Source organism: Serratia plymuthica NBRC 102599 (assembly GCF_001590925.1).
Classification (GTDB): Bacteria; Pseudomonadota; Gammaproteobacteria; order Enterobacterales; family Enterobacteriaceae; genus Serratia; species Serratia plymuthica.
Genome location: NZ_BCTU01000001.1, coordinates 231,407 through 257,618, shown reverse-complemented (window position 1 = coordinate 257,618; position 26,212 = coordinate 231,407). Strand labels below are relative to the sequence as shown.

At 57.0% G+C, this 26,212-nt stretch carries 22 protein-coding genes, 1 tRNA gene, 2 pseudogenes and 1 riboswitch; of the genes and pseudogenes, 12 read left to right on the top strand and 13 right to left on the bottom strand.

Annotated features, from left to right (window positions below; genetic code table 11):
• Nucleotides 1-58 precede the first annotated feature (58 nt).
• Genes SPL01S_RS01085 through SPL01S_RS01075 form a run of 3 tightly spaced genes read left to right on the top strand, consistent with a single transcriptional unit; the run spans nt 59 to nt 4,159 of the window.
• Nucleotides 59-2,287 carry an ABC transporter permease gene (locus SPL01S_RS01085; protein ID WP_062867858.1) on the top strand — a complete coding sequence of 743 codons (2,229 nt, stop codon included), beginning with the start codon at nt 59-61 and terminating at the stop codon, nt 2,285-2,287.
• The gene (locus SPL01S_RS01080; protein ID WP_063197059.1) at nt 2,284-3,345 is read left to right on the top strand and encodes an ABC transporter ATP-binding protein; all 1,062 of its coding nucleotides are present in this window, start codon (nt 2,284-2,286) and stop codon (nt 3,343-3,345) included. The genes SPL01S_RS01085 and SPL01S_RS01080 overlap by 4 nt, the downstream gene beginning before the upstream one ends.
• Before the next feature lie 25 nt (nt 3,346-3,370).
• Nucleotides 3,371-4,159, top strand: coding sequence for an inositol monophosphatase family protein (locus tag SPL01S_RS01075; RefSeq protein WP_063197057.1), 789 nt, complete (start codon nt 3,371-3,373; stop codon nt 4,157-4,159).
• Between the two features lie 92 nt (nt 4,160-4,251).
• Here the strand turns inward: SPL01S_RS01075 and gap are convergent, their stop codons facing one another.
• Entirely contained in the window at nt 4,252-5,262 is a 1,011-nt protein-coding gene (gene gap / locus SPL01S_RS01070) for a type I glyceraldehyde-3-phosphate dehydrogenase (RefSeq protein WP_062792240.1), read from the bottom strand.
• A gap of 80 nt (nt 5,263-5,342) precedes the next feature.
• A complete protein-coding gene (locus SPL01S_RS01065) occupies nt 5,343-6,317 on the bottom strand; it encodes a GlxA family transcriptional regulator (RefSeq protein WP_063197229.1) in 975 nt (324 codons plus the stop codon).
• 196 nt (nt 6,318-6,513) lie between these two features.
• On the opposite strand from SPL01S_RS01065, the pseudogene SPL01S_RS25810 reads away from it, so the two are divergent.
• Both SPL01S_RS25810 and SPL01S_RS25100 read left to right on the top strand, forming a co-directional pair.
• Nucleotides 6,514-7,017 (top strand): annotated as a pseudogene (locus SPL01S_RS25810) (type IV secretion protein Rhs).
• Nucleotides 7,018-7,023: 6 nt separating this feature from the next.
• Nucleotides 7,024-7,419, top strand: coding sequence for a putative T6SS immunity periplasmic lipoprotein (locus tag SPL01S_RS25100; protein ID WP_073972001.1), 396 nt, complete (start codon nt 7,024-7,026; stop codon nt 7,417-7,419).
• A gap of 230 nt (nt 7,420-7,649) precedes the next feature.
• Here the strand turns inward: SPL01S_RS25100 and SPL01S_RS01060 are convergent, their stop codons facing one another.
• Entirely contained in the window at nt 7,650-8,672 is a 1,023-nt protein-coding gene (locus tag SPL01S_RS01060) for an LLM class flavin-dependent oxidoreductase (protein ID WP_063197055.1), read from the bottom strand.
• 147 nt (nt 8,673-8,819) lie between these two features.
• A riboswitch (TPP riboswitch) is annotated at nt 8,820-8,922 on the top strand.
• Nucleotides 8,923-8,984: 62 nt separating this feature from the next.
• Between SPL01S_RS01060 and SPL01S_RS01055 the strand changes: the two genes are divergently transcribed.
• The 4 genes from SPL01S_RS01055 to SPL01S_RS01040 are packed head-to-tail and all read left to right on the top strand — an operon-like array spanning nt 8,985 to nt 12,128.
• Complete coding sequence (locus SPL01S_RS01055) at nt 8,985-9,665, top strand: TenA family protein (RefSeq protein ID WP_063197053.1); 681 nt, start codon at nt 8,985-8,987, stop codon at nt 9,663-9,665.
• Nucleotides 9,662-10,402 carry an ABC transporter ATP-binding protein gene (locus SPL01S_RS01050; RefSeq protein WP_063197051.1) on the top strand — a complete coding sequence of 247 codons (741 nt, stop codon included), beginning with the start codon at nt 9,662-9,664 and terminating at the stop codon, nt 10,400-10,402. Before SPL01S_RS01055 ends, SPL01S_RS01050 begins: the two co-directional genes overlap by 4 nt.
• Nucleotides 10,399-11,166, top strand: a complete 768-nt coding sequence (locus tag SPL01S_RS01045; RefSeq protein WP_063197049.1) for an ABC transporter permease — start codon at nt 10,399-10,401, stop codon at nt 11,164-11,166. Before SPL01S_RS01050 ends, SPL01S_RS01045 begins: the two co-directional genes overlap by 4 nt.
• 26 nt (nt 11,167-11,192) lie before the next feature.
• Nucleotides 11,193-12,128: an ABC transporter substrate-binding protein gene (locus tag SPL01S_RS01040; RefSeq protein ID WP_063197046.1), complete on the top strand. Its 936-nt coding sequence runs from the start codon at nt 11,193-11,195 to the stop codon at nt 12,126-12,128.
• A gap of 68 nt (nt 12,129-12,196) precedes the next feature.
• On the opposite strand, the gene SPL01S_RS01035 is transcribed toward SPL01S_RS01040, so the two are convergent.
• Nucleotides 12,197-12,928: an ABC transporter substrate-binding protein gene (locus tag SPL01S_RS01035; RefSeq protein ID WP_063197044.1), complete on the bottom strand. Its 732-nt coding sequence runs from the start codon at nt 12,926-12,928 to the stop codon at nt 12,197-12,199.
• A gap of 298 nt (nt 12,929-13,226) precedes the next feature.
• Between SPL01S_RS01035 and opgB the strand changes: the two genes are divergently transcribed.
• Nucleotides 13,227-15,530 carry a phosphatidylglycerol--membrane-oligosaccharide glycerophosphotransferase gene (gene opgB, locus SPL01S_RS01030; protein WP_063197043.1) on the top strand — a complete coding sequence of 768 codons (2,304 nt, stop codon included), beginning with the start codon at nt 13,227-13,229 and terminating at the stop codon, nt 15,528-15,530.
• Nucleotides 15,531-15,793: 263 nt separating this feature from the next.
• Complete coding sequence (locus tag SPL01S_RS01025) at nt 15,794-17,254, top strand: AMP nucleosidase (protein WP_063197041.1); 1,461 nt, start codon at nt 15,794-15,796, stop codon at nt 17,252-17,254.
• A 41-nt stretch (nt 17,255-17,295) separates the two neighbouring features.
• Here SPL01S_RS01025 and nac read toward each other — a convergent pair whose 3' ends face one another.
• Nucleotides 17,296-18,219 carry a nitrogen assimilation transcriptional regulator NAC gene (gene nac / locus SPL01S_RS01020; RefSeq protein WP_004946527.1) on the bottom strand — a complete coding sequence of 308 codons (924 nt, stop codon included), beginning with the start codon at nt 18,217-18,219 and terminating at the stop codon, nt 17,296-17,298.
• A 351-nt stretch (nt 18,220-18,570) separates the two neighbouring features.
• On the opposite strand from nac, the gene SPL01S_RS01015 reads away from it, so the two are divergent.
• Nucleotides 18,571-18,646: transfer RNA gene (locus tag SPL01S_RS01015), tRNA-Asn, on the top strand.
• A gap of 73 nt (nt 18,647-18,719) precedes the next feature.
• On the opposite strand, the pseudogene SPL01S_RS25095 reads toward SPL01S_RS01015, so the two are convergent.
• The 8 genes and pseudogenes from SPL01S_RS25095 to SPL01S_RS25775 form a co-directional block, all read right to left on the bottom strand.
• A pseudogene (locus SPL01S_RS25095) lies at nt 18,720-18,821 on the bottom strand (DNA primase); the annotation flags it as partial.
• A gap of 218 nt (nt 18,822-19,039) precedes the next feature.
• Entirely contained in the window at nt 19,040-21,781 is a 2,742-nt protein-coding gene (locus SPL01S_RS01010) for an ADP-ribosyltransferase (protein ID WP_063197039.1), read from the bottom strand.
• 394 nt (nt 21,782-22,175) lie between these two features.
• Nucleotides 22,176-22,391, bottom strand: coding sequence for a hypothetical protein (locus SPL01S_RS01005; protein WP_063197037.1), 216 nt, complete (start codon nt 22,389-22,391; stop codon nt 22,176-22,178).
• On the bottom strand, nt 22,388-22,573 hold the full coding sequence (locus tag SPL01S_RS25090; protein ID WP_111738486.1) for a hypothetical protein: 186 nt from the start codon (nt 22,571-22,573) through the stop codon (nt 22,388-22,390). Before SPL01S_RS25090 ends, SPL01S_RS01005 begins: the two co-directional genes overlap by 4 nt.
• A gap of 54 nt (nt 22,574-22,627) precedes the next feature.
• The gene (locus SPL01S_RS01000; protein ID WP_063197035.1) at nt 22,628-22,987 is read right to left on the bottom strand and encodes a DUF1269 domain-containing protein; all 360 of its coding nucleotides are present in this window, start codon (nt 22,985-22,987) and stop codon (nt 22,628-22,630) included.
• Between the two features lie 157 nt (nt 22,988-23,144).
• Nucleotides 23,145-24,026: a Pvc16 family protein gene (locus SPL01S_RS00995; protein ID WP_063197033.1), complete on the bottom strand. Its 882-nt coding sequence runs from the start codon at nt 24,024-24,026 to the stop codon at nt 23,145-23,147.
• A gap of 75 nt (nt 24,027-24,101) precedes the next feature.
• Nucleotides 24,102-25,631, bottom strand: coding sequence for an ATP-binding protein (locus SPL01S_RS00990; RefSeq protein ID WP_306303366.1), 1,530 nt, complete (start codon nt 25,629-25,631; stop codon nt 24,102-24,104).
• Nucleotides 25,628-26,191, bottom strand: a complete 564-nt coding sequence (locus SPL01S_RS25775; RefSeq protein ID WP_306303364.1) for a hypothetical protein — start codon at nt 26,189-26,191, stop codon at nt 25,628-25,630. Before SPL01S_RS25775 ends, SPL01S_RS00990 begins: the two co-directional genes overlap by 4 nt.
• Between the last annotated feature and the right edge of the window lie 21 nt (nt 26,192-26,212).

The following is a 26,212-nucleotide window of genomic DNA, read 5'->3' as shown; positions in this document are numbered from 1 at the left end:
GTGGCACGCCGCGCCTGCACGGCTAGCAGAAAAGGAATAATGAACGATCGAGGTTACGATGAATGCTCAAAACCGCCGCGTAGACGTGGCTCTTGTGCTGGGCGCGCTCGCATTGCTGCTGCTGCCCTGGTACAGCCAGGAAGCCGGATTCTTCGACTTCAGCTGGTTGAATACGCTGTGGCAGGATCGGGAAAGCGCTCCCGCGCTGTGGCAAATCCTGGTTTTTCAACGCCCGTGGCTGGCTATTGCGCTGCTGTTGCTGCTGGTTTGCTCGCTGGGCCGCCTGCTGCAGGTAGGCCGGTTGCGCTCGCAGCTACTGATGTCTGCCGCCGCCGCCGGCATCCTCTTCCTGCTGTTTGAAGGCCACGCCATCGGTTACAGCGGCTGGAACTGGCAATGGAGCGAGCAGCTGTTTGGTGCGCTCGGCGACGGCCAACCCGCCTTTGGCGCCGGCGCTATTGCGTTGCTCACCGCGTTTTTGCTGCTGTTCTCTTTTGGGTTGGCCGAGCGTGGCGTGCTGAAGGGGGATGCCTTTGTGGTGTCCTCGATCGTGCTGCTGGTCGCGTTGGTCAGCACCTTCGTGCTTTATCCGGTACTGAGCATGTTTGTCGCTTCGGTGCAGGACGCAGACGGCGCATTTAAACCGGACGGCCTGATCGCCAATATGCAGGATCCGGCGATCTGGAGCCTCGGTTGCCTGAACGGCGGCAGTTGCGGCACCGCCTGGCGCACCCTGTGGCTGGCGCTGATGACCGCTGGCGGATCGACGCTGCTCGGCCTGGCCTTTGCGCTGGCCGCTACCCGTACACCGCTGCCGTTCAAGAAAGGGCTGCGCCTGCTCAGCGTGCTGCCGATCATCACGCCGCCGTTCGTCATTGGCCTGGCGCTGATGCTGCTGTTTGGCCGTTCCGGCATCGTCACCGAGCTGCTTTCCACCCTGTTCGGCATCGAGCCGGGGCGTTGGCTGTACGGCCTGACCGGGATCTGGATTGCCCAGGTGCTTTCTTTCACCCCGATCGCTTTTTTGGTGCTGATTGGCGTGGTGGAAGGCGTCAGCCCTTCGCTGGAAGAAGCCTCGCAAACGCTGCGCGCCAACCGCTGGCGCACCTTCCGTTACGTTTCGCTGCCGCTGATGGCGCCCGGCCTGGCCAATGCTTTCCTGATCAGTTTTATCGAAAGCATGGCGGATTTCGGTAACCCTATGGTGCTGGGCGGCAGCCACGGCGTGCTCTCGACCGAGATCTTCTTCTCGGTGGTGGGGGCGCAAAACGATCCGAGCCGCGCGGCGGTGCTGGCGATCATCCTGCTGTGCTTTACCCTCAGCGCCTTTGTGTTGCAGCGTCTGTGGCTGGCAGGCAAAAGCTTCGCCACCGTGACCGGCAAAGGCGATTCCGGCATGCACTGCGGCCTGCCGCGCGGGCTGCGCTATGGCGTTTACGGGCTGGTGATCCCCTGGGGCCTGTTCACGCTGGTGGTGTACGGCATGATTTTAATCGGCGGTTTCGTTCAGTCGTGGGGGTTGGACAACAGCCTGACCCTGGCGCATTACACCCGTGCATTCGGCTTCCAGTGGAGCGACGGGCAGATCCTCTGGACCGGCGTCGCCTGGAACTCGTTCTGGACCACCCTGGAAATCGCGCTGATCGCCGCGCCGCTCACGGCCATCGTCGGCCTGCTCACCGCCTGGCTTATCGTGCGGCAGAAGTTTGCCGGCCGCCAGACCTTCGAGTTTATGTTGATGCTCAGCTTTGCCATCCCCGGCACGGTGATCGGCGTCAGTTACATCATGGCTTATAACCTGCCGCCGCTGGAAATCACCGGCACCGCCCTGATCCTGGTTGCCTGCTTTGTGTTCCGCAACATGCCGGTTGGCGTGCGCGGTGGCATCGCGGCCATGAGCCAACTGGACCGCAGCCTGGATGAAGCGTCGCTGACGCTGCGGGCCGGCAGCTTCCGCACCCTGCGCAAGGTGATTTTACCGCTGTTGAAACCCGCCATCAGCGCAGCCCTGGTCTATGCCTTCGTGCGGGCGATTACCTCCATCAGCGCGGTGATTTTTCTGGTCAGCGCCCAGTACAACATGGCCACCTCCTACATCGTCGGGTTGGTCGAAAACGGGGAATACGGCGTGGCTATCGCCTACTCCTCCGTGCTTATCGTGGTGATGCTGGCGGTGATCCTCACTTTCCAGCTGCTGGTCGGCGAACGTCGCCTGCGCCGCGTATCCCGTATCGCCACACCGCCGGTGGCATCACCGCCGGCCTTACAACAGGAGACTGCCGTATGACTGCCATTCGTTCCGGCTCGGTGGTGTTTGAAAACGTCACCAAACAGTTTGCCGATTTCACCGCCCTGCCCGGCCTCTCGCTCACCGTTGAGCCCGGCACGCTGGTGACGCTGCTCGGCCCCTCGGGCTGCGGTAAAACCACCACCCTGCGCCTGCTGGCCGGCCTGGAGCACCCGACCGCCGGGCGCATCCTGATTGGCGGCAAAGAGGTGACCCATTTGCCCGCCAACGAGCGCGACGTGGCGATGGTGTTTCAATCCTACGCGCTGTTCCCGCATATGAACGCGCTGGAGAACGTCATGTACGGCCTGCTCGCCAGCAAGCTGTCGCGCAAAGAGGCGCAGGATCGGGCGCACGAAGGGCTGAAGCTGGTCGGGCTGGAAAACATGGGCAAGCGCTTGCCCGCCGAGCTGTCCGGCGGCCAGCAGCAACGCATCGCCGTGGCGCGCGCGCTGGTGCTGGAGCCGCAGGTGTTGCTGCTCGATGAGCCCTTATCCAATCTTGACGAGCGGCTGCGGCGCCGCGTGCGCACCGAGATCCGCGATTTGCAACAGCGTCTCGGGTTCACTGCGGTGTACGTGACCCACGATCAGGAAGAAGCGCTGGCGGTGTCCGATAAGATTATCGTCATGAAAGAAGGGCATATTGCCCAGCAGGGTGCGCCGCAGGAGCTTTATCATTCGCCCGCGTCGGTGTTTATCGCCGATTTCATGGGCGAGGCCAATATCCTGCCCTGTGACATTGAACGGGTGGACGGTGGCGAAGCGCTGATCAGCCTGGGTAGCCGTCAGTATCGGGTGCCGGGAGCCAAAGCGCGCCCCGGCGCCGCGCAACTGTCCGTACGGCCGCAGTTTATTACTCTGCATGCGGAGCAGTCGGGCGCATTGAACGGCGAGGTGACCCACAGCACCTGGCTCGGAGACCATATCGAGTATGAAGTGAAGACCGACCTCGGCGCTCTGTTTATCGTCGATGTGCAGATGGAACGCCAACTGGCGCCGGCCACGCGCGTGGCTATTGATTTCAAACCTCAGGGGCTGGCGCTGATTGCCCAGTGACGGCCCGCAACTTTAAGGATCTGCTATGAACGAACAAATCTCCCGGCGCCTGGCGCTGGCCGAACGGGTGGCGCGCGAGGCGGGAGCCAAGGCGCTGGACTATTTCAACCGTCGCGAAAGCCTGGTGATCGAAACCAAACGCGATGCGCAGGACGTGGTGTCGATCGCCGATCGTGAGGTCGAGCTGCTGATCCGCGGCCAGATCGCCCAGGCGTTCCCGGACGACGGTTTTCTCGGTGAAGAGTTCGGCCTGCAACCCGGGAATTCAGGCTATCACTGGGTGGTCGATCCGATTGACGGCACCAGCCCCTTCGTCAACGGCATGCCGAACTGGTGCGTGTCCATTGCCGTCATTTATCAGGGCGAGCCGGTGATCGGCGTGATCATGGCACCCTGCCAACAGGAATGCTTCGTCGCCGCGCAAGGCGCGGGGGCCACGCTCAATGGCAAACCGCTGCATGTGGATCCGGCGCGCACCTTGCAAAACCACATCACCGGGTTTGGCGCCAACAGCTATGTGGCGCCTGAACGCGTAGGTGAAATCGCCGCCGAGATCACGGCGGTCGGCGGCAATTTCTTCCGCAACGGTTCCGGTGCCATGATGTTGGCATGGGTCGCCGCCGGGCGGCTGGTCGGCTATTACGAACCTTATATGCACGCCTGGGACTGTCTGGCGGGTTATTGCCTGGTGAACGAGGCCGGCGGCTGGACGCATCCGTTTAACGCTCAAGGGGAACAGCTGTTGCGCGGCGCGCCGGTGCTGGCGGTGGCCCCTGGGGCCAAAGACGAGTTAATGCGTATCGCGCGGTTATGATACTGCACTGAAAAAAATCGTCCCCTGAAGGGACGATTTCTGGCGTCTGACATGGCGGGCGCAGCATGCTGCGCCCCTGCTCGGGTAACCGACTACAATCCGCGTTTTTCCATCAGCAACGCGAGATCGACCAACCGGTTAGAGAAACCCCATTCGTTGTCGTACCAGGCGAGGATCTTGACCAGTTTACCGCCGATGACCAAGGTAGACAGCCCGTCGATAATGGACGAACGCGGATCGCCTTTATAATCGCTCGACACCAAAGGTTCGTCGCTGTAGCCAAGGATCCCCTTGAGCGGCCCCGACTCCGCCGCCTGGCGGAAGGCGGCGTTGATCTCCTCGCTCGTCGCTTCGCGTTTCAACGTGACCGTTAAATCAACGATAGACACCACCGGGACCGGCACCCGCAGCGAGTAGCCTGTCAGGCGGCCATCCAGCTCCGGGATCACCTTGCCGAGCGCTTTGGCCGCGCCGCTGGAGTAAGGCACAATCGACTGAGCGGCGGCGCGCGCGCCACGTAAATCTTTTTCCGGCTGATCGTGCAGCGCCTGGCTATTGGTGTAGGCGTGGGTGGTGTTCATCAGGCCGTATTCAATGCCGAAGGTGTGATGCAACACCTGCGCGGCAGGCGCCAACCCGTTGGTGGTACAACTGCCGTTACTGACCACCCGATGCCTGGCCGGATCGTAATCCTGATGGTTAACGCCCATCACAATGGTGATGTCGTCGTTCTTGGCCGGCGCCGAGATGATAACGCGCTTGGCTCCGCCTTTCGTGATGTGCACTTCGGCCTGGCTTTTGTCGGTAAAAAAGCCCGTAGCTTCGATCACGATGTCGACGCCGACGCTGTTCCACGGGATTGCGCCCGGATCTCTTTCAGAGAAAACATGAATCGGCCTGCCATCCAGCAGCAGCTGGTTTTCACCGGCCTCGACGCTGGCGGCCAAGGTGCCTGACAGCGAGTCGTATTTCAGCAGATGCGCCAGGGTTTTGCTGTCGGTCAAATCGTTGATCGCGACAACCTGAAAGTCACTGCGCCCTAACGCCGCGCGTAAAACATTGCGCCCGATTCTGCCGAAACCGTTAATGCCTACTTTGACCATGATCTACCCCTTCGTTATTGTCTCTGCCTGCCAATCTAGCCGGGAGAGACACATGGCGTAAATGACGTTTATAGATCAATTTACGCCAAATTGCGGGAGTGAAAACGATCGCGGTACTCGGTCGGCGTCAGTTGCAGGTTTCTTTCGAACACGCGCCGCAGGTTGAGGCCATTGCCGAAGCCGGTGGTCACGGCGATATGCTCGATGCCTTCCGCACTCTGCTCCAGGCGCTGCCGGGCGGTATGCAAGCGCCCTTCTTCAACGAATTTAGCGGGGGAGATGCCGGTCTCGCGGGTGAACACGCGCGTAAAGTTTCGTGGGCTCATGGCGACCCTTTCTGCCAGTTTCTCAACGGAAAGATCGCCGTCCAGATTTTCCAGGATCCAGGACTGGAGATCGCGGATCGGGCCAGGCGTTTTGGCCTGATTCAACGGATAGCGGCTGAACTGCAACTGCCCGCCGGGGCGGCGAAGAAACATCACCAGATCTTGCGCCACTTCACGCGCCTGAATAAAACCGTAATCGTCTTCCACCAGCGCCAGAGTGAGATCGAAACCGGAGCTGACGCCGCCGGAGGTCCAGACGGGCCCGTCCTGAACGTAGATCGGCCCGTTTTCGACCTTCACCTTCGGGTAACGAGATTGCAGGGTATCCAGCAAACGCCAGTGCGTCGTCGCCCGGCGCCCTTCGAGCAAACCGGCCTCGGCAAGCAGCAGGGCCCCGCCGCAAACGGAAGCGATACGGCGTGCGTTGGGCGCGGCACGGCGGAGCCAGCCTGCGACAAACGCGCCTTCCTCCTCGGTCGCCCCCTTTCCGGTGACAATGACAGTGTCACGTTCCTGTTCAGGGTCAAGATCGGAAAGGCGATGATCGGCCAGCAAATTCAATCCGGATGACCCATGCACCACCCGATGAGCTTGCGTGGTGGCGACCTCAATCCGATAGAGCGGAGCGTCGTTGGGCCTCAAGCGGTTGGCCTGCATCAGGATGTCGGCGACACCCGCCGACTCAAACAGCATGCCCCCTTCGGGGACGATAATCAGGAATGTATGCATGGCTTTAAAATACAATTTGAGCAAAATAAGTCAACGGCACTCTTCAATATCATTCCCCTACTTGCCTTTCGATAGCGTTATCTGCGAACTGGACTGCGCAAAAATCAACCGATACAATCCAGCTTCACTATTAAACAAAAGGATTTTGTTGATGCCAGATAACACTTCGCAGGTAAAAGAAGGAACATTGCGTCTGATGACCCAAGGTGAGATAGCTATGGCTCGTCGAGTGTACGGAGATTCGATTGTATATAGTCGAGTCTGGGTACATTGTAATAGTTATCTCCCTTTCAAGCTGCAAAAGCCAAACTTCGCAATGAGCCCGAATGGTGAAATATGGTTCAGAAAAGAAGGATACGCGCCTGATTTCTCATCCCTGTCTGTCAAAGTTGAAAGTAAATATGTGTTTATCCATGAACTTGGCCATGTTTGGCAACACCAAAGCGGGCAATGAGTTAGGCTGCGTGGATCACTGAGTTGGGCGGCTAATTATACATACCGATTGGATAAAGAGAGATTGGTAGATTATTCTCTTGAACAGCAAGCATCTATACTTGCAGACTACTGGTTGCTATTGACCTACGGGATTGACACATGGCGATTTTATCAACATCCAAACAGGATAGGAAAATATCGCGGTATAAATGACATGCGGGACATCCCATCCCTTTACAAAAAAATAATTACAAGCCATAGATAAATATTTATGAAAAAAATCACAACATTAATAATCACATTCCTTTTGACTGGCTGCCCTGCACATCAAGACCCTATGGTCGTTGAGTATCCTGCACAAGTAACCATAAAAGGTAGTAATGTTTGCATTTCAACGACACAAAAAGACTGGAAATATATCACATCGGTGCAACTCTATAGTGAATCAGGGCAAAGCTTGCTTAAGACATTTTCTGATCCAGTGACGAGACCCATTGCCGTACAAGGAGAATGCCTACCTATATTCGGATTTAAATTCGAACCTGAAAACACCTACACTGCGTATTATAGCCTTCAAAAGAGTGATGCGAATAATGAGCGAACTTTCGCTGCACGTTTTTCGTTATCACAGGATAAAAACAACAACCTAAAAATCAACAAAAAATAAAAAAAGGGCTATCACTCTTCAAATCAGTGATAGCCATTCTGACTAATTCAATGAAAAATGCTCAACGGTGATCTTATGGAACTCACCCTGATAGCAGGAGATATCGGTGAACTCAGAACCCGCAAGATAAGTTTTATCTAAACGACTCCGCTTCAGAATCCCTAAACAGACTTTTGCTATGCATCATTTACCATCGACATTTTCCTGGCCTCGCGTCATCTTGCGTTCTGTCAACGCCAGCCCAGCGCCGGGGCGACATGGGTGAGGATCGACTCAATCACGTGTGCGTTGTAATCGACGCCCAACTGGTTAGGCACGGTTAACAGCAAGGTGTCCGCCTCGGCAATGGCTTCGTCCTGCGCCAGCTGTTTGATCAGCGCTTCCGGCTCGGCGGCGTAGCTGCGGCCGAAAATCGCCCGGGTTTGCTGGTCGATATACCCGACCTGATCGCCTTCCTTGCCGCTGCCGCCGAAGTAGCTGCGGTCCTGCTGGTTCATCAGCGCAAAGATGCTGCGGCTGACCGACACGCGCGGTTCACGCGTGTGGCCCGCTTCTTTCCATGCGGCGCGGTAAGCGCGGATCTGCTTGGCTTGCTGAATGTGGAAGGGTTCGCCGGTTTCGTCGTTTTTCAGCGTTGAGCTTTGCAGGTTCATCCCCAGTTTTGCCGCCCACACCGCCGTGGCGTTGGAGCTGGCCCCCCACCAGATGCGATCGCGCAAGCCGGCGGAGAAAGGTTCGATGCGCAGCAGCCCCGGCGGATTAGGGAACATCGGCTGTGGGTTCGGCTCGGCAAAGCCCTCACCGCGCAGCGCATCGAGCAGCACCTCGGTGTGGCGACGGGCCATATCGGCCTCGGTCTCGCCTTCTGCGGGCGTATAGCCAAAATAGCGCCAGCCTTCGATAACCTGCTCGGGCGAGCCGCGGCTGATGCCGAGTTGCAGCCGCCCGCCTGAAATCAGATCGGCGGCTCCGGCGTCTTCCACCATATAAAGCGGGTTTTCATAGCGCATATCAATCACGCCGGTGCCGATCTCAATGCGCTGGGTTTTGGCGCCGACGGCAGCCAACAGCGGGAACGGGGAACTGAGCTGGCGGGCGAAGTGATGCACGCGGAAATAGGCACCATCCGCCCCGAGCTCCTCTGCAGCGACCGCAAGATCGATGGATTGCAGCAGCGCATCCGCCGCCGAACGGGTGCCGGACTGTGCCGAAGGCGTCCAGTGACCAAAAGAGAGAAAGCCGATCTTCTTCATGGAGAGTATTCCTCAGAGTCAACATTACCGGATTACAGTGCAAAAATGCCGCCGCCGGTGCCAGAGAAATCGTCGCGAACCGCACTAAACGAACCGATTGCCGCCCCCGCCCGAGCATTGTAATCAAAAAGCAAATATCGTATAACAGGCTCCTCCGAGGGGTGTCCTGTTACGGGCTGAGATGGCGCAAGCCGAACCCTTTGAACCTGATCTGGGTCATGCCAGCGAAGGGACGGGTCGGCAATCACTCTCTCGGTCATTGCCTGTTCATACCTCAGCGCGCCCGGATCTCCACTCACTTTTGGAGGTCCCATGTTTACTCCCCTTTTCGATAACGGTCTTTACGGACGGCTGCGCCAACAGGCAGGCACGGACTGGCAGGACTACGTTGCTCACCCTTTTATTCGGCAACTGGCCGCCGGCACGCTGCCTGAATCCGCGTTCCGCCGCTATCTGACCCAGGATTATCTGTTCCTGATCCACTTCGCACGCGCCTACGCCCTGCTGGTGAGCAAGCTGCGCACGCTGCCGGAGATGCGCGCGGCCACCGCTTCGCTCAATGCCATCGTCGCCGAGCTGCCTTTGCATCTGGCTTACTGCGCCGATTGGGGGCTGGGCGAACCCGAGATTGCCGCCGAACCCGAGGCGGCGGAAACCCTGAACTACACCCGCTATGTGCTCGATATCGGCCACTCCGGCGATGCGCTGGATCTGCTGGCCGCACTGATGCCCTGCGTCGCAGGCTATGCCGAGATTGGCCTGCGCCTGCTTGAGGACCCGGAGACGGTGATGGAGGGCAATCCTTACGCCTCGTGGATCCGCAACTATGGCGATAAAAACTATCTGGCCGGCGTGCAGGCGGCCCTAGATCTGCTGGAGAGCGTGGGCCACCAGCGTGGCGCAGAAAGCCGCTTTGCCGAGCTTGCAGAGATTTTCACCACCGCCACCCGGCTGGAGTCCGCCTTCTGGCAGATGGGGTTGAACGCCTCATGAGTGACCGCATCGCGCCGCCCGGCATTCAGGTGCGGGATCTCAGCCTGCGCTTTGGCCGGCAGGTGATTTTCGATCGGCTGAGTTTTGATATCGCCGGCGGCAGCGTTGTCGCCCTGCTCGGCGCCAGCGGCGCGGGCAAAACCAGCCTGCTGAAGATTATCGCCGGGCTGATGCGGCCCACCGCCGGCGAAGTGACCGGCAGCGATGGCCTGCCGATAGCCGGCCGCATCGCCTATATGGGGCAAAAGGACCTGCTCTATCCGTGGCTGACCGTCGCCGAAAATATCAGCCTCGGTGCGCGGCTGCGCGGTGAAAAAACCGACCGGGAATGGGCCGGGCATCTGCTCGAGCGCGTGGGGCTGAGCGGTTACGCCAAAGCCCTGCCCTCGGCCTTATCCGGCGGCATGCGCCAGCGCGCCGCCATCGCGCGCACGCTGTATGAACGCCAGCCGATTGTGCTGATGGACGAACCCTTCTCGGCGCTGGACGCCATTACCCGCGCCATGATCCAAACCCTGGCGGCCGAGCTGTTGGCGCAGCATACCGTGCTGCTGATTACCCATGATCCGATGGAAGCCTGCCGCCTGAGCCATCGCCTGCTGGTGCTCTCCCGCTACCCCGCCGGCATTGACGATACACATGTCATCAGCGGCCTGCCGCCGCGCACGCCGGACGATCCCCATCTGCTGAAAAGCCAGGGCGAGCTGTTGCAGCAACTGATGAGGGCCGCCGAATGAAGCCGCTCATTGAAAACCGCCTGTCACGGGTGCGCCGCAGCCTGACGGTGTTCGCCGGTTTACTGCTGCTGTGGTGGCTCATCACGTTGGGCGATATTCCCGCCTTTTTGCTGCCTTCGCCTTCTGCGGTAGCGCAGGCGCTGTGGAGCGGGCGCGCCTATCTCGCTTATCACACGCTGATCACCGCCTCGGAAATTGCCTGCGGGCTGGGGATTGGGGTGCTGCTCGGCGCCGCGCTGGCGCTGTGCATGATCTATTCGCCCCGGCTGCAACGCTGGCTGATGCCGCTGGTGCTGACCAGCCAGGCGATACCGGTGTTTGCGCTGGCGCCGCTGCTGGTGCTGTGGTTCGGCTTCGGCATGAGTGCCAAAGTGGCGATGGCGGTGCTGGTGATCTTCTTCCCGGTCACCTCCGCGTTTTTTGATGGGCTGCGCCGGGTCAATAACGATTATCTCGATCTGGCCCGCACCATGGGCGCGTCCCCCTGGGCGCAACTGCGCCATGTGCGGCTGATGGCGGCGCTGCCGGCCTTTGGTTCCGGGTTGCGCATGGCCGCCGCCGTCGCGCCCATCGGCGCGATTATCGGCGAATGGGTCGGCTCGGCGGAAGGGTTGGGCTACGTGATGCTGAACGCCAACGCGCGCATGCAGACCGACGTCTGCTTTGCCGCGCTGTTTATTCTGGTGCTGATGACCGTCTTGCTGTGGATGACGGTGGATGCGCTGCTGCTGCGCCTGATCGACTGGGCGCCGGAAAACGACTGATAACTTTTTAACGACTGGGGTAAGAAATGATCAAGCAAACCTTCTGCGGGCTGATGCTCAGCGCCGCTCTGGCCGGCAACGCTGCCGCCGCCGAAAAACTGACGCTGGTGCTCGACTGGTATATCAATCCCGACCACGCGCCCATCATGGTGGCCGAGCAAATTGGCGCCTTCAAGGCTGAAGGCCTCGAGGTCAAGATTGTGCCCCCTTCCGATCCGGCGCTGCCGCCGCGCCTGGTGGCGGCAAAACAGGCCGACCTCGCCATCACCTATCAGCCGCAATTGCACTTCTTCGCCGATCAGGGCCTGCCGTTGGTGCGCGTGGGCACCCTGATTGACTCGCCGCTCAATACCCTGATGACGCTGGATAAAAGCATCACTTCGCCGGCGGATCTCAAGGGCAAAAAAATCGGCTATTCCGTCAGCGGCATCGAGCAGGCCACGCTGTCAACCATGGCCAAACATGCGCATATCGACCCGAACGACATGAAACTGATTAACGTCAATTTCCAACTGACCAGCGCCCTGCTGGCGGGCCAGGTCGATGCGGTGATCGGCGGTTATCGCAACATTGAAGCGCTGGAGCTGAAACTGCAGGGGAAAAATCCGGTGGTGTTCAACGTCGAAGACTACGGCGTGCCGGCTTATGACGAACTGATCATCGTCGCCAACCGCGACGCGGTAGCCGAGCCGAAGATCAAGAAATTCCTCGCCGCGCTGAAAAAAGGCAACGATTACCTGCAGGCTCACCCGCAGGAAACCTGGCTGGCCTTCGCCAAAACCCATCCGGAGCTGAACACCGAACTGAACAAGCAGGCATGGCAGGCGAGCTTGCCGCTGTTCGCCACCGATCCGGCCAGGCTGGACAGCGCGCGCTACCAGGCTTACGAACAATTCCTGTTCGACAATAAGCTGATCAAGAAAATCACCCCGGTGGAACAATACGCCGTGGAACTGCATTAAAGATTATTCGCGGGGCGCTCTATGCAGCGCCCCTACCCTTGAACCACAAAAGCCCGTTGCCAACCGCCTCACGCCGCAGGGGCCACCGTTACCTCGCCCTGGCCGCTGCGTTTCAGTGCCTGCTGCACCAACCCGCTGGCCTTGCATCTTTCCACAAAACAGCGCACATACGCCGCCCCCTGCTCTTTACCGCGCGGCACCGCCATCGCCTGGTGAATCGCGGTAAAATGCCCGTCCAGCACCCGGTAGCCCGGGTTCGCCGCAGCGGCGGCAAGCAGCGGTTGACGCACGCCCGCAGCGGCGTCCAATCCCTGTTCGAAGAATAAGGTGATCGCGGCAGGCGAAGTCTCTGCCCGCACCAGTTCCGCCTGCTTTAAAGTACGCGACAGATACAGGTCATAGGCCGCGCCCTGACCCACCGCAATGCGTATGCCAGGCCTGTCGAGCTCGGCAACCTGCCGATAAAGCGCCTCCTGCGCCACCAGATAGGTGCCCTCAATAATGACGTAAGGCGCACTGAAGGCGATTTGCTCCGCCCGCACCGGCTCGATGGCCATAAAGGCGACATCCCAGGCGGCGGTTTCCAGCGCGGCGAAAACCTTGCCCGCCGCATCATAGGTCACCAGTTCCAGCGCCACGCCCAGCTCATGCGCCAGCGCGCCGGCCAGCGTGACCGACACGCCTTGCGGTTCCCCATCCGGCCCCCATTGCGCCAGCACCGGATTACCTAAATTGATCGCCGCGCGCAGCACGCCCTGCGGCGCCAAATCATCCAGTACGGTGGTGGAAATGCTCTGCATGTTTTCTCCTGAACAGGTTAATGCGCCTCGCCGGTCTGCAATCAGCGCCATTCATTAATGGTAGAGCCAAATGCCCGGTGAGCAATATTTCAGCGACCCACGCCTCTCAGTAGTGACTAGGGTCACAATATTGTCACAAAATTGTTCATTCGCGCCTGGCGGCCACCCCGCTGTGCAAACGCGCATTGACCCTGGCGCGTTCAATGCGCTATACCCTTCCTCTTTCGCGCTGCGACAGGATCGGCAGCCTTTGCCAGGGCAGTTAAGATTTTCTTTTTAATCAGACAGGGTACGGTGGATGGTTTCAGCATTAGTCTCGTTTGCACTTTTTTTAGCCTCAATTTTGATCTACCGGAACAAGGCCGCCGCCAACCGCTGGTGGCTTTCCATTTTGCTGATCCTGCTGGGCAGCTATCTGATCCTCAACGTTATTCTGATCGCCAGTAACTATTTTACCGGCGACGGCATCACCGACGCGGTGATCTACACCCTCACCAGCAGCCTGAAAGGGGCCGGCGTCAGCAAGTACGTGCTGCCGTTTATCGGCCTGCTGGCGGTGCTGGCGCTGATTTTCGCCGTGCTGGCCTGGAGCCTGGTGCGGCACAAAGCGAAAAGCAGCAGCGTGGTTTACAGCGTGCTCGCCGTGCTGCTGGCGCTGTTTTCCGTCGGCACCACTCCGGCTTTTCAGGATATTTCGCTGCTGCTCAGAAGCCAGATTACCGGCGACACCGCCGATTTTTACACCTACTACAAAGCGCCGAAAAAGAGCCTGCAAGGTAAAGCGCCGAACCTGGTGTACATCTATGCCGAAAGCCTTGAGCGTACCTATTTCGACCCGGAAATCTTTCCCGATCTCGCCGACGAGCTGAATCAGCACCGTGAGAACGGCATCGACTTCAGCAATACCCAACAGTTGCCGGGCACCGGCTATACCATTGCCGGCATGGTGGCTTCGCAGTGCGGCATTCCGCTGTTCGCCCCGTTCGACGGCAACGCCTCCAGCGCCGTTTCCACCTTCTACCCGGAAAACGTCTGCCTGGGCGACGTGCTGAAAGCCGCCGGCTACGACAATTATTTCTATCAGGGCGCCGAACTGGCCTTCGCCGGCAAAGACACTTTCCTGAAATCGCACGGCTTTGACCATGCCTACGGCTACAAGGAGTTGCGCGAGCAGGTCCGCGATCCGGGCTACAAGAATGACTGGGGCTGGTACGACGATACCGTGCTGGACGTGGTTTTCGACAAGTTCGTCGAGCTGTCGCAGCAGAACAAAAAGTTCTCGCTGTTTGCGCTGACCGTGGACACCCACCACCCGGACGGGTTCATCTCCGCGAGCTGCAGTAAAAAATCCTACAGCCGGCAGAACAAAGAGAACCGTTCGCTGAGCGCGGTGGCCTGTAGCCAGCAGCATATCGCGGCCCTGATCGACAAAATCAAAGGGTCGGAGTATTTCAAAAACACCGTGATCGTAGTGTCTTCGGATCATCTGGCGATGAACAACACCGCCTACGACATTCTGACCAAACAAAAACGTCGCAACCTGTTCTTTATTATCGACGGCAGGCAGCCGCAAAGCGCGCAGCATAACGAAAAACGCAGCACGCTGGACAACGGCGCCACTGTGCTGGACGTGATGGGCGGCGACAACTATATCGGCCTCGGCCGCAGCAGCCTGTCCAGCCCCACGCTGGCGACCGTCTTCTTGAATATCGAAGAAAAAATCAACGGCTGGAAACCGGCGGTGGTGAAGCAATGGGGCTTCCCGAACAGCATTTCCGACTATCAGCTGGATACCCAGCGCAACAGTTTCACCTTCTCCGGCATCAGCTTTAAGGTGCCGTTTATCCTCAAGGTGACGGACAATAAAATCGAACCCATGTTTAACGTCTATCTTTCCACACCGCTGAAAAAGCAGCTCGCCGGCCTGGGGGCGGGTGAAAAGTTTGTCTGGGTGGATAAATGCTATGAGATTGGCCGGGTGTGGGCGCCCGAACTGGCGCTGAGCACCGACACCTGCGTGGCCTCCGGCAATCTGGCCGCCCCGCCGCGCATCGTGCAGGCCAAGGGCGGCAACTACCGCGGCAAAGTCAGCTTTACCGAGCCCGCAGCGGACAGCGTTGCCGCCTACCGGAACGCCGTCGACAAACTGAAGGTGGACGACGCCGCCGTTAAATATCAGGCGGACGCCATCGCCTTTATGCTGCCGGGCATGCCGCAACAGGTGAAGGCCATTACCGGCGTATCCAGCGTCGAGGACTGGGGCCGCTGGTCGGACGCCAACCTCGCGCCGGCGGTCAACATCGACTATGTCGCCCCGCTGCCGCCGACCTTCGATCTGGTGCTGCACGCCCGAGCCTACGGCAAAAACGTCGGTGCGCCAATCTCGGTGCGCGTGGGCGACGAAGAGCAGTTCGTGTCGCTCGGCGAGCAGGACACCACCGTCACCCTGCGCTTCAACAACCCCGGCGGCGCGCAAAACATCAGCATCACGCCACCGGCCCCGACCGAACCGCAGGAAGGCGCCAGCGGCGGCTTTACCCCGAAAAAACGCGGCATCGGTCTGGTTTCGCTGAAGGTGGAACAGGCAGAGCCGGCCTCCTGATCTCAACGCCGCAGCGGCAGCCCTGCCGCTGCGCTTTACGTCTTCCCCGGTTCCATTTCGGCAAAGCTTTTGCGCCCAGCTTCAGCTAACCTGTTGTGATAAATTGCTATAACCAAATGAGTTGGCGTTACCTCAAGGCAGCAAGAGCTTACTCAAGCCAGTGACTGGGGTGAGTGCTTGCCGCTAACGCAGAGGTAACGTCAAAGATGAAGGGTATATCGGCATGCCTCCCACCGCAGGGACGGGAGAACCAAGGAGAGAGAATGAGTAGTCACCAATCCGGCACCGGCCTTACCCCCGCTCAGGCGATCGACCAGTTGGAAGCGCTGTATGACGCCTCGGTTACCGCGCTGCGCCAGGCGGTGGGCGATTTTATCAGCCACGGCAGCGTGCCTGACGTACAAACCCGCGCCGCTGGGCTGTTCGTTTATCCAGAGCTGCGCGTAAGCTGGGACGGGCAAAAATCCGGCCAGAGCAAAACCCGCGCCTTCGGCCGTTTTACCCATACCGGCCGCTACACCACCACCATTACCCGCCCGCAGCTGTTTCGCAGCTATTTGGCCGAGCAACTGGCGATGCTGGCGCACGACTACGACGCCCATATCGAAGTGGCGCCTTCACAGCAGGAGATCCCTTTTCCTTATGTGATTGACGGCTCGAACCTGATGCTGGATCGCTCGATGAGCGCCAGCCTCGCGCAGCATTTCCCCACCACCGAGCTGGCGCAAATCGGCGATGAAACCGCCGACGGCCTGTTCAATGCCACCAGCACCTTCCCGCTGTCGCACTTCGACGCGCTGCGGGCCGATTTCTCGCTGGCGCGGTTGCGGCACTATACCGGCACCCCGGTGGAACATTTCCAGCCCTTCGTGCTGTTCACCAACTACACCCGCTATGTGGATGAATTTGTCCGCTGGGCCTGCGCCGAGATAGCCAACCCGGACAGCCCTTATATTGCGCTGTCCAGCGCCGGCGGCATCTACATCACGCCGGAAACCACCGCGCCGGAACAGGCGGTGTCCGATCTGGCCTGGAAAAACCACCAGATGCCGGCCTACCACCTGATTTCGCGCAACGGCCAGGGCATTACGCTGATCAACATCGGCGTCGGCCCGTCCAACGCCAAAACCATTTGCGACCATCTGGCGGTGCTGCGCCCCAGCGCCTGGCTGATGATTGGCCACTGCGGCGGGCTGCGCGAAAGCCAGTCGATCGGCGACTACGTGCTGGCCCACGCCTACCTGCGTGACGATCACGTGCTGGACGCGGTGCTGCCGCCGGATATCCCGATCCCGAGCATCGCCGAAGTGCAGCGCGCGCTGTATGACGCCACCAAAATGGTCAGCGGCATGCCGGGCGAAGAGGTGAAACAGCGCCTGCGCACCGGCACGGTGGTGACCACGGACGATCGCAACTGGGAGCTGCGCTACTCCGCCTCGGCGCTGCGCTTTAACCTCAGCCGCGCGGTGGCGGTGGATATGGAAAGCGCCACCATCGCGGCGCAGGGTTACCGCTTCCGGGTGCCTTACGGCACGCTGCTGTGCGTTTCCGACAAGCCGCTGCACGGTGAGATCAAGCTGCCGGGCCAGGCCAACCGCTTCTATGAGGGGGCGATCTCGGAACACCTGCAGATCGGCATTTGCGCCATCGATCTATTGCGCGCCGAAGGCGACAAGCTGCATTCGCGCAAGCTGCGCACCTTCAACGAGCCACCGTTCCGCTAACCTGCCCTTCAGGCCCACCGCGTGTGGGCCTTTTTAAATCCCTATTGCACCAGCGCCAGCGTGCGTTTTTCCTGGCTGCGGCCAGCGGCAATCGACAGCAAAATATCCTTCACCACCAACGCCGGGGCGGAAAGCGATTGCTGGCTGGAAATGCACAGTGAAAGCGGCACGCTCAGCGCCGGGGCGGCGATACGCGCCATCCACGCCTTGGCCGGGCCAATCATCGCCCGCGCAACGGATTCCGGCAGAATGGTCGCCCCCAGGCCGCTGGCGATAGCCGCGCTCAGCGTACTTGGGGATTCGATTTCGCCAATCACGTTGGCGGCCAGCTTGCGCAGCGCCATCGCTTCGTCGACCTGCGTGCGCACCACATCGCCTTCGCGCGGCAGGAACAGATTCAGTCGCGCCACGTCCAACAGATCGACGCTGCTACCGGGGCTTGGCACCGCACGCGTCGCCACCAGATACAGATCTTCCTTCATCAATGCTGTGGCTTGCAGGCCATCGGGCATTTTTGCGCCATAGATCACCGCCATATCCAGGCTCTGGCTCGCCACCTGCCCGGCCAGCATCGAACCGATGTTCTCGTTCAGGCTGAGTAAAATCCCCGGGTGACGATCGCGCACCGCCTGCAACAACGGCAGCGCCAGTTGCGCGGCCATGCTGCCCGGCGCCAGCCCAACGGAAACCTGCCCGCTCACCGCCTGGCCTGCGCCGATGACCGCGCTCTGCGCCTGTTCGCACTGGCGCAGAATGGTTTGGGCGTGGGCATAAAGAATATTGCCGGCTTCGGTGGGCTGCACGCCGCGCTTGGTGCGGATCAGCAATTGTTGCTTCAGCTCCCCTTCCAGCGTCGCCAACTGTTGGCTGAGTGCGGGCTGCGCGATATGCAGCACCTCCGCCGCCTGGGTCAGGCTGCCGATATCGACGATTTTCACGAAATATTTTAGACGTCTGAGATTCATATTGCCTCCGTCGAGCCGCTGAACTGCGTATGGCAAAGCCATGTTGACAACAGAATTGCAAAATCCGGGCCAGCGTAACGGAATAAGAGAAAGTGCTAACTAATCGACGGAAAAATAAGAAAAAATGATATTTGCGCGACCAGACACCAGCGCGCAAGCGGCGGCCGGTGACGCAGGCTTGCACCACCATAAGGCATCTCGCGGCCCGCCGTGGGCCGTTGTGCAGCACTGCGCCAATAAAAGCGATAAAAAGCAGCAGGTTGAATAATCTTGCAGCAAACGGAACGGCGAGACGTTTTCACGCTTTACAAGCCCGGGCCGCACCGCTATTATTCGCCCCGTTCACACGATTCCTCTGTAGTTCAGTCGGTAGAACGGCGGACTGTTAATCCGTATGTCACTGGTTCGAGTCCAGTCAGAGGAGCCAAATTAGAGAAGCCCGCTCAGGGAAACCTGAGCGGGCTTTTTGCTTTGGTGTGATTGGTGAATCTCTAACAGACTCAGATTTTATCCAGCAAATAACGATGCGCTTTGGATGCCGCGCTGGCGGCCTTGAAAATATAGCACTTGTCGTTCTTCAGTGCTTTCAGCCAGGAAGCGATACCGAAAATCACAATGTTTTTAACCCCATTTCATACTCCTTTTCATATAAATTTACTTAAAAATAAAAGTTTAGCTCTGTACTCATTTTTTTCAGTGTAGAAATCGTCATTGCCTGATGAAGGTCAAATAGTTGCGAAGTGGCCTGTAGTCTCCATCCACGCCATCCCCTCTCCTGGCTTTTGGCGTTGGAGAGCGTGGGCGTGTCCCATCGCCGTCATCACCGCGCGATCATTTGCGCCTGTGGTTTTTTCGCTCCAGGGATCGGCAAGACGGCATCCGCTTCCTCAGCTGACACCTCATCCTCTTTTGACGCCTTCGGCCTGAGCACCACCACTTTGGTCTCCGACTCCAGCCCCTCGACGCTGCCGGTTTTGAGCTGTTCAATCAGCGATGCCAGCTCACACTCACCCTCAGGGTCGCTACCGTCGGTCTGTCCGGGCGCTGTCACCCGAATATTAACGTAAGGCGGCTTCGTCCCGCGAGCCACCTCAAAATCGAAGCTCCTTTGCTTCATCTTTGTATTGACTTCTGGCGGATAACCTTTTTCAAGATGCAGCACATAGTTTTTTTCAACGCTAAACGGTGTCCCCTCAGGAAACAGCACTTCTTTCTCGCCCGGAGCATTACTGATCCCTTCAACCAACGATCCGCTGACCTCCCCGGGTTTAACCACAATCAGCGCCCCTTTCGCCATATAACTCTTGGCTACCGCCGGATCGTAAGTGGTACTCATAAACCCCGGGAACCGGGCATCGTTGCCCTGCTCAAGCAACGCCTCAGCCACGGCGACATGGCTGCCGTGCCAGAGCGTGCCGGAATACCGTTCAAACATCGGCGACTCAAGCGCCCTATGGAGCAGTTCAACCGTTTGGCGATACTCACTTTTTGCCTGTGAGCGCTGTCCGGAAGAGAGGTATTGATTTCTCTTCAGCAGAGCTTGCAGCCTACTCTCCATCTCCCCCGCATTTTTCGGCGGCGCGAACCCGCCGTAACCCGGGTTGATCACATTGGCCCCGTTGGCGGTGTAGAAGCGGGTGACGGCCAGCAGCATCCCTTTAAGTAAAATATCCTGATTCTGTTTGCTGTCGCCGATAACATCAAGCAGGCAACTGGCACGTGCCTGCGGCGTCTTTTCTGTTGCCACGCGTTCCAGCAAATTCACAAACGGACCTTCTCTGTGATAAAGCGGATCCAGCTTCAGTTGACCGGCCAGCATATGCGTCCCCGGCGGTGTCAGGAACACCTCCCAGATATCGTTGCGGTTGCCGTAATTGAACACATGACCCAGGGAATCTTTTTGCGTGGACTCAGCCAGGAGCGAGGCCGCACTCTTGAGCATACTCGCGCGTTTAGCCTCAGGTAAAGCGTCAAGCCAGGCCGTGACCACCGCGTCTTTTTCCGCATCCAGAAAAGGTGTGCGGGCGGAGCCCTGCGCAGGACGCGGCGGTAGCACTCGCTCTTGCACATTATAGAGTTTGAGATCTTCCATGTTTTGCGGTGCATACAGGATCCGTTCTGACGCCAGCCCGGACATATCTTCTGCTTCCCCCCCACCGGCAGCCGCCTCACCTATTTTCAACAAGTAGTCATCTGAAGTATATTGCGCCGGATATCCCCTGCCAGCGGTAATGAACTGGTCAAACTCACCCCGACTGATGTGAACGGCGCCCTGCGCCGGCAAGTGGATCGCTTGCCCCTCGAGAATAAGGGTTTTGGCTTCCAGCTCGGGCAGGTCAATATCCTCAGTCACCAAATCTTCATAGGCGCGCAGCCAGTCGCCGTTTTGTCTGGCTCCCCAGACCATTTTCGCATCGCTGGGTACGGACGTGGGCCCCTGCTCATCAAACTCCATGGCATAAGCATCCAGCGCCCCCATAATCTCGGTAAAACTGTGATCGCGCGCCTGGATCATCCAGCCCAACAAAAGCAGCCTGAATGCCTGTGCTTCAGCAGTAGGCAGATTCAGCAAACGGGCAATTTCATACATATAGGACGTGGTGCTGGATGGGCCGGAAAACATCGGCAGTTTTTTATTCATATTCTGCTGACGCCAGTTCACCACCAACGGTTTTTCTGCCCCTATAGAGGTCATCGACTTATCGTTGATAACGAAGCCGCCGTACCCCGATTCATGTTCGTCGCGTTCCCTGAGGGAGAATGAATGGCGTCGATACGGCGGTGGCTTTATCGCCTGCAACATGCCCTTAAACTTGAAGCCCGTCCCTTTATGCGGATCGCTGCTTTGCCGGCCGCCAATTAAATCCGGGGACGTTTTGTTGCCCAATGCTTCTGCAGCGTTCCAGTCAACGTATTTTAGCCACGGCCAGCCGTGAGGCTGAGTGGTGATCGGCTTCGACATGACCGGCGGCGCCCCCGCCGTTGAGCTGGCAAAAATATCCAAACGCGGGTTGGCTTCTTTGCTGTTCAGCAAAGGCTCATTAGCTTCCCCCCCAAGCTTGCGCAATGTCTGTGGGTTGCGAAAAGGGCGGATATAGCTGTATGCCAGGCTGGTCAACACGCGGGCATTAACCTTGCTTTCATTCAGCAATGCGTTCATTTGCTTTGCCCATTCCGCGTTATCGCTGCTCCACCCGTCCAGGAAACCAATCCCGGCATCCGGATTGTTTTTTGCTATGGAAAATGCGGGATCGCGCGCCTGAACAATAGCCATCTTTTCCAGCGTTCGCCGTAAAAAAGAGCGTGCGATATATTCCACCGCGGGGAACTCAAGCAGATCGTTACCCAGATGATTAAACTCAAATGCCTGGTTTGCCTCAGCTATTTTTTCTACCGCCTGGGCAACTACATTCTCTTTTAGAGATTTACCTGCCGCGGGGAAAAGTCTGTCAACCTTATCCCGAATAATATTTTCAATATTTCCTTCATACTCTGCCGCGCGGATAATGGCTTTATTAAACTCGTCGATCGCCGGCTGTAATTGTGGATTTTCTGTTGGCATCGATATATCTCCTCTAGGTGAAAAATGTGTATAGGAGTGGCCGCCACTGATTGATATAAAAAGGTAAGGGAAATGTTCTTGATAAAAAACCGAGTTGACAGTTAACCTTATCTGCTAAGGTCTAAATTGGTTTATTATCAAGTTCCAAAAAACCTGACAATGTTATGGTTCAGCATAGCCCCATCCATTTACTGCTGTTCTCGCTAGTAATTACGTCACTGCTTAGCCGAAAATTAATCCATGAGTCATTCTACATGCCAGCCTTAATTCAGCTTAATTTCTTCCTCACTCATAACTCATCCAACCATTTATAACAACCCCCTTAAATCAACTCCGTTTCTCTTTACGCCGCCATGCAATATCACATGACGATGTCTTAACGCGAAAAACCTATTCAATATCCTCCAGACTGAAAGTTGAGTAGCATTCTTTGTGTATCTTTTTTCCTGTTTTCCATATGCGCCACAGAATTTGATATACCTTCGCCACTTACTTTTTCACGCTTGATAGTGTTAAGCACACCCTCTCTTCTTATTTTCTCTTTACCAAGAAATTCGAAACGATTCTGTACGTCATCATCCCCCTCCATGGTTATAATAGACTCAATCACTTCAAATATTTTTTCAATTTTCTTGATTTTTTAATTCCTATTTCACCATCGCACAGCTCTTTTGCCTGAAGGGCAAAGTTTGCGAGATCCCCGACAGGTAACGACAACCCCGTCGCTTCATCTATCGCCTTTTTAACCCCCATAACGGCAAGATTCTTCTTGGTGCTATTGTTGTTGCTCAAATAAGAATTTTGACCGTAAATAAACCTGACCGGAGAATGGAGTCGTGAGTATGTTCAATTCCCTGTTGGGATATTGATGTTTGCAATCGTTTGTTTTTTCAGAGGCGTCTTCTCAAGAACTCTTTTGGTTAATTCTTTGCTTGCGATCCCTGCACTTAGGCCACCGACTGCGGCCCCAACAGCAGTGCCGCCACCAGGAAAAATCAATGTCCCTACTACTGCTCCGAGCGTTGATCCTGCCAGGCCAGAGAACGCTGACGTAGTATGAGTGATCAGAATGTTAGAGCCATTCTTGGCAAGGGCTCGCACTGCTCGAGAGAGATTAATCGTATTGTCGACACTGTCGTGAATGCTGTTTACAACTTTGGTTATAACATCCAGACTATCGGCATATACGATTTTTATCCTCATCATGCATCTCGTCCTCAAACGCCTTGAAGGACTCGTCCTCTTTAGCAAGCGGAGCTTGCATCGGTTTCGATTTCTTTTGGGTAAAGGTTATTGGTTACGCATAAAATGCCCTCGTTATTTTCAAGTTTTTTCGTAATGGTAATGCCAGAATAAAATGTATTTAAATCCCCGTCAGGCCGGTTTTATCAACTTCATTGATATAAATACGATAGCCATCGGGCGTGACCGTCGCAACCTCACCCTTTTCCCATTCATCAAAAACCCTGTTCATCGGCGCAAGATAATCTGTCCGCGTCATACCTGAAACCCGCAACGACACCCTGATATCAGCAGTACTCCCGCTCTGAGTGGTAAGCGGCAATACATCCAGAATGACGTGCGTCACGGCAAGATGGGCATCATAATCACCTCCTATCGCCACAACCAGCCTTTCCCGCAGGACATCGGAAATGGCCTGTGGAGAAACGGGCGCTTTTGGCTCAACGGTGGTAGACAAGGATTTAACCGGGGTCACCTCCTCGCCTTTATCACTCAGGCTAATCGGTACGGTGACACAATAGTTGAGTGAAAGGCGCGGACGATTGCCCAACGATTGCCAGAAGTTACCCAGGCTGTTCAGGTTTTCTTTGGGCGGCATAACCTGCGTATAAGCCCCGGGGATATCCGCTAACTGGCGGTTGTTAATCAACGCCGCCAAAACCTGGGACATCACCTGGATGGCCTGGTTGTCGGGCTGGCTGTCCGGGTTGCCGGCATCCGTGGCGGGGCCGGTTGATTCCCAATAGGTAATGAGATAGTTGCACTTCACGTTGACCCAACCGGGTGATAACCGACCCGCGGCGGCATTAAATCCGCGGGATTCTGCAGTACGCAGCTGCAGATCTTCGTGGATATCATAAAGAAACACACTTATCGCGGCATCGGACTGCGCAGCATCCACATCCGGTAAATCAAAGCGGATCGCCACCGCCTCATTCACATAGGCGCGCAGCATCTTGTTCATCGCGTTATTCACGTCGACCAGCGTTTGATAATTAGACATACTCGTTCCTCTGCATTAATAGTCAATCATCACTGTCCATGATGAGTTATTGACACGGGGTATTCAGTCAGCAGGTTAAATAGCCAGCCGCCCTGTTTTGGCCAGCTCACGGGTTAGCGCCGCGTCGATATGACGGTGACTGACTTCCTGATTATCACTTTCTTCGGCAAAGAAAGAGGCTAGTAGGGCAATATTCCTGATATTGGCGCCGGTGATATTTGCTCGCTGCGCTAATTTTTCAAAATCAACGTCCGGTGATATTTTGATATTCTTCGGCCATATTTTTTGCCACATTTTATGCCGCAGCGTTTCATCCGGATAAGCAAAGCGGGTAATAAAGGTAAAGCGCCGATTAAATGCACTGTCGAGATGGCTGCGGTTATTGGTGGATAAAACAACCAACCCAGGAAAATTCTCTAGCCGTTGTAACAGATAAGACACCTCAATATTGGCATGCCGGTCATGGGCATCCTTGGTTTCACTGCGCTTGCCAAATAAGGCGTCGGCCTCATCAAAAAACAAGATACCGGCGTCCTGCTCTGCCAAATCAAAGATACGGGAGAGGTTTTTCTCGGTTTCACCAATGTATTTATTAATTACCGTGGAGAGGTCAACCTTGATTAAATCTACCCCCAAGGTATGGGCGAGCACTTCCGCCGCCATGGTTTTCCCGGTTCCCGAGTCGCCGTAGAACAGCGCGCTAATCCCGACGCCATAGCCCACCTTATCTTTAAAACCGCCGGCCAGGACTTTTTCCCGATATCGGATGGCCGTCAACATCTCCTGGAGTTGCTGTAAGAGACTCTCTGACACCAACAGGTCGCTTAATGTCCGTCTCGGCGTAATTCTTTGCGCTAACGAGCCAAAGTTCTGCTGGGTGCGTAAATTGAGCGCCTGACGAATATCACACTGTTGCAGAATATCCGCCGGGTCGCGTTGCTGCCGATACAGTTCGGCCTCTTGCACAATCAGCGGCAGGCTTTCCGGGGTAAAGGTGTAGCGCTGGCTGAGACTGATAAGGTCCATATCCGCCGCACGTCGTTCCGGCAGGCAATCCCTGAGCAGGTGCGTTTTTTCCTCATGCGTCAACACCGGCATCTCTGTCTGCAATATGGGCGTCTTTTTCAGCCATAAAGGCGGGGCATAGGGTTCGACCAGGCACACCACCCTTAATCCCGGCTGGTTCAGGTGCTCAGATAACCTCTCCGGCAGTGACGTGCTCTTTTCCATCCGTGCCTGCAGGTTGCGGATCACCATACCCGCGCCGCGCATACGGGCTTCGCGCATCAGACAGGTTAAATGCAGTAGCAGCGCATCGTCATCACTCTCGGTGCACTTATCGATATCAACCTGCAGCGTCTGCCGGTTTTCAGAGGCAAAAATGCTCGACACCGCATGGGCTCTGGCGCTACCCGGCATACCACGCAGCAACACCACGGGGCGCGGCTCAATATCGTCAGTCAGTAACACGCCTGCCAGCGCGTGTTTTAAGCCGGCAGGATAAAACGGCAACGCTGGAGGGGGTGACCATTCAGCCCACGACGCTAACGCCGGAGCCAAATAATGATGCCCGAGTAAAAAATGGTACACACTGCTGTCGGTCATAAAGCGGGTTTGGCTCCATGCCGGATTTTTTTATTCTCCTCAATCGTTAATAGCTGACAGCTCATTAACGGCGCCTGATGCAGAAAACTGGCTTGCTGTGCCCGCTTTTCCCTGTCTGAAGGGCAAAATAGCGTTAGGGCCAATGAAAAACTGGGCAGTTGACTTTGCTTTCCCTCCTGGATCCAGGAAAACAGCTCATAATAATGGCTGTCAAAATGGAGCAGCAATCCCAGTAACACCGTGTCTCGTTCAAAGTCAGTGAGTTCGAAGCGATTAATCAGGTCAGTTAAGCCTTCGGTTAACAATGGTTGCCCGTTTCCCGCCCGGTATACCGGTTGTGTGACGCTGGCCCAATGAGGCCTGCCGACGGGGTGTTGCATTCGCGCCTCAACCTCCTCTTCGCTGAGCAGAAACGCGTTAAAACCCTCGTGACGCGGTGAATGGCAATAATAATAATGCTGTAATAGCAGATCGATACGTTCCAGCTCGCTAAACAATAGCGATAGCTGGCAATCACCCTGCGGAATAAACACGGGCTGAAAGGCGGAAGAAAGCGTCATGTTGATATCCGATAAGAATAG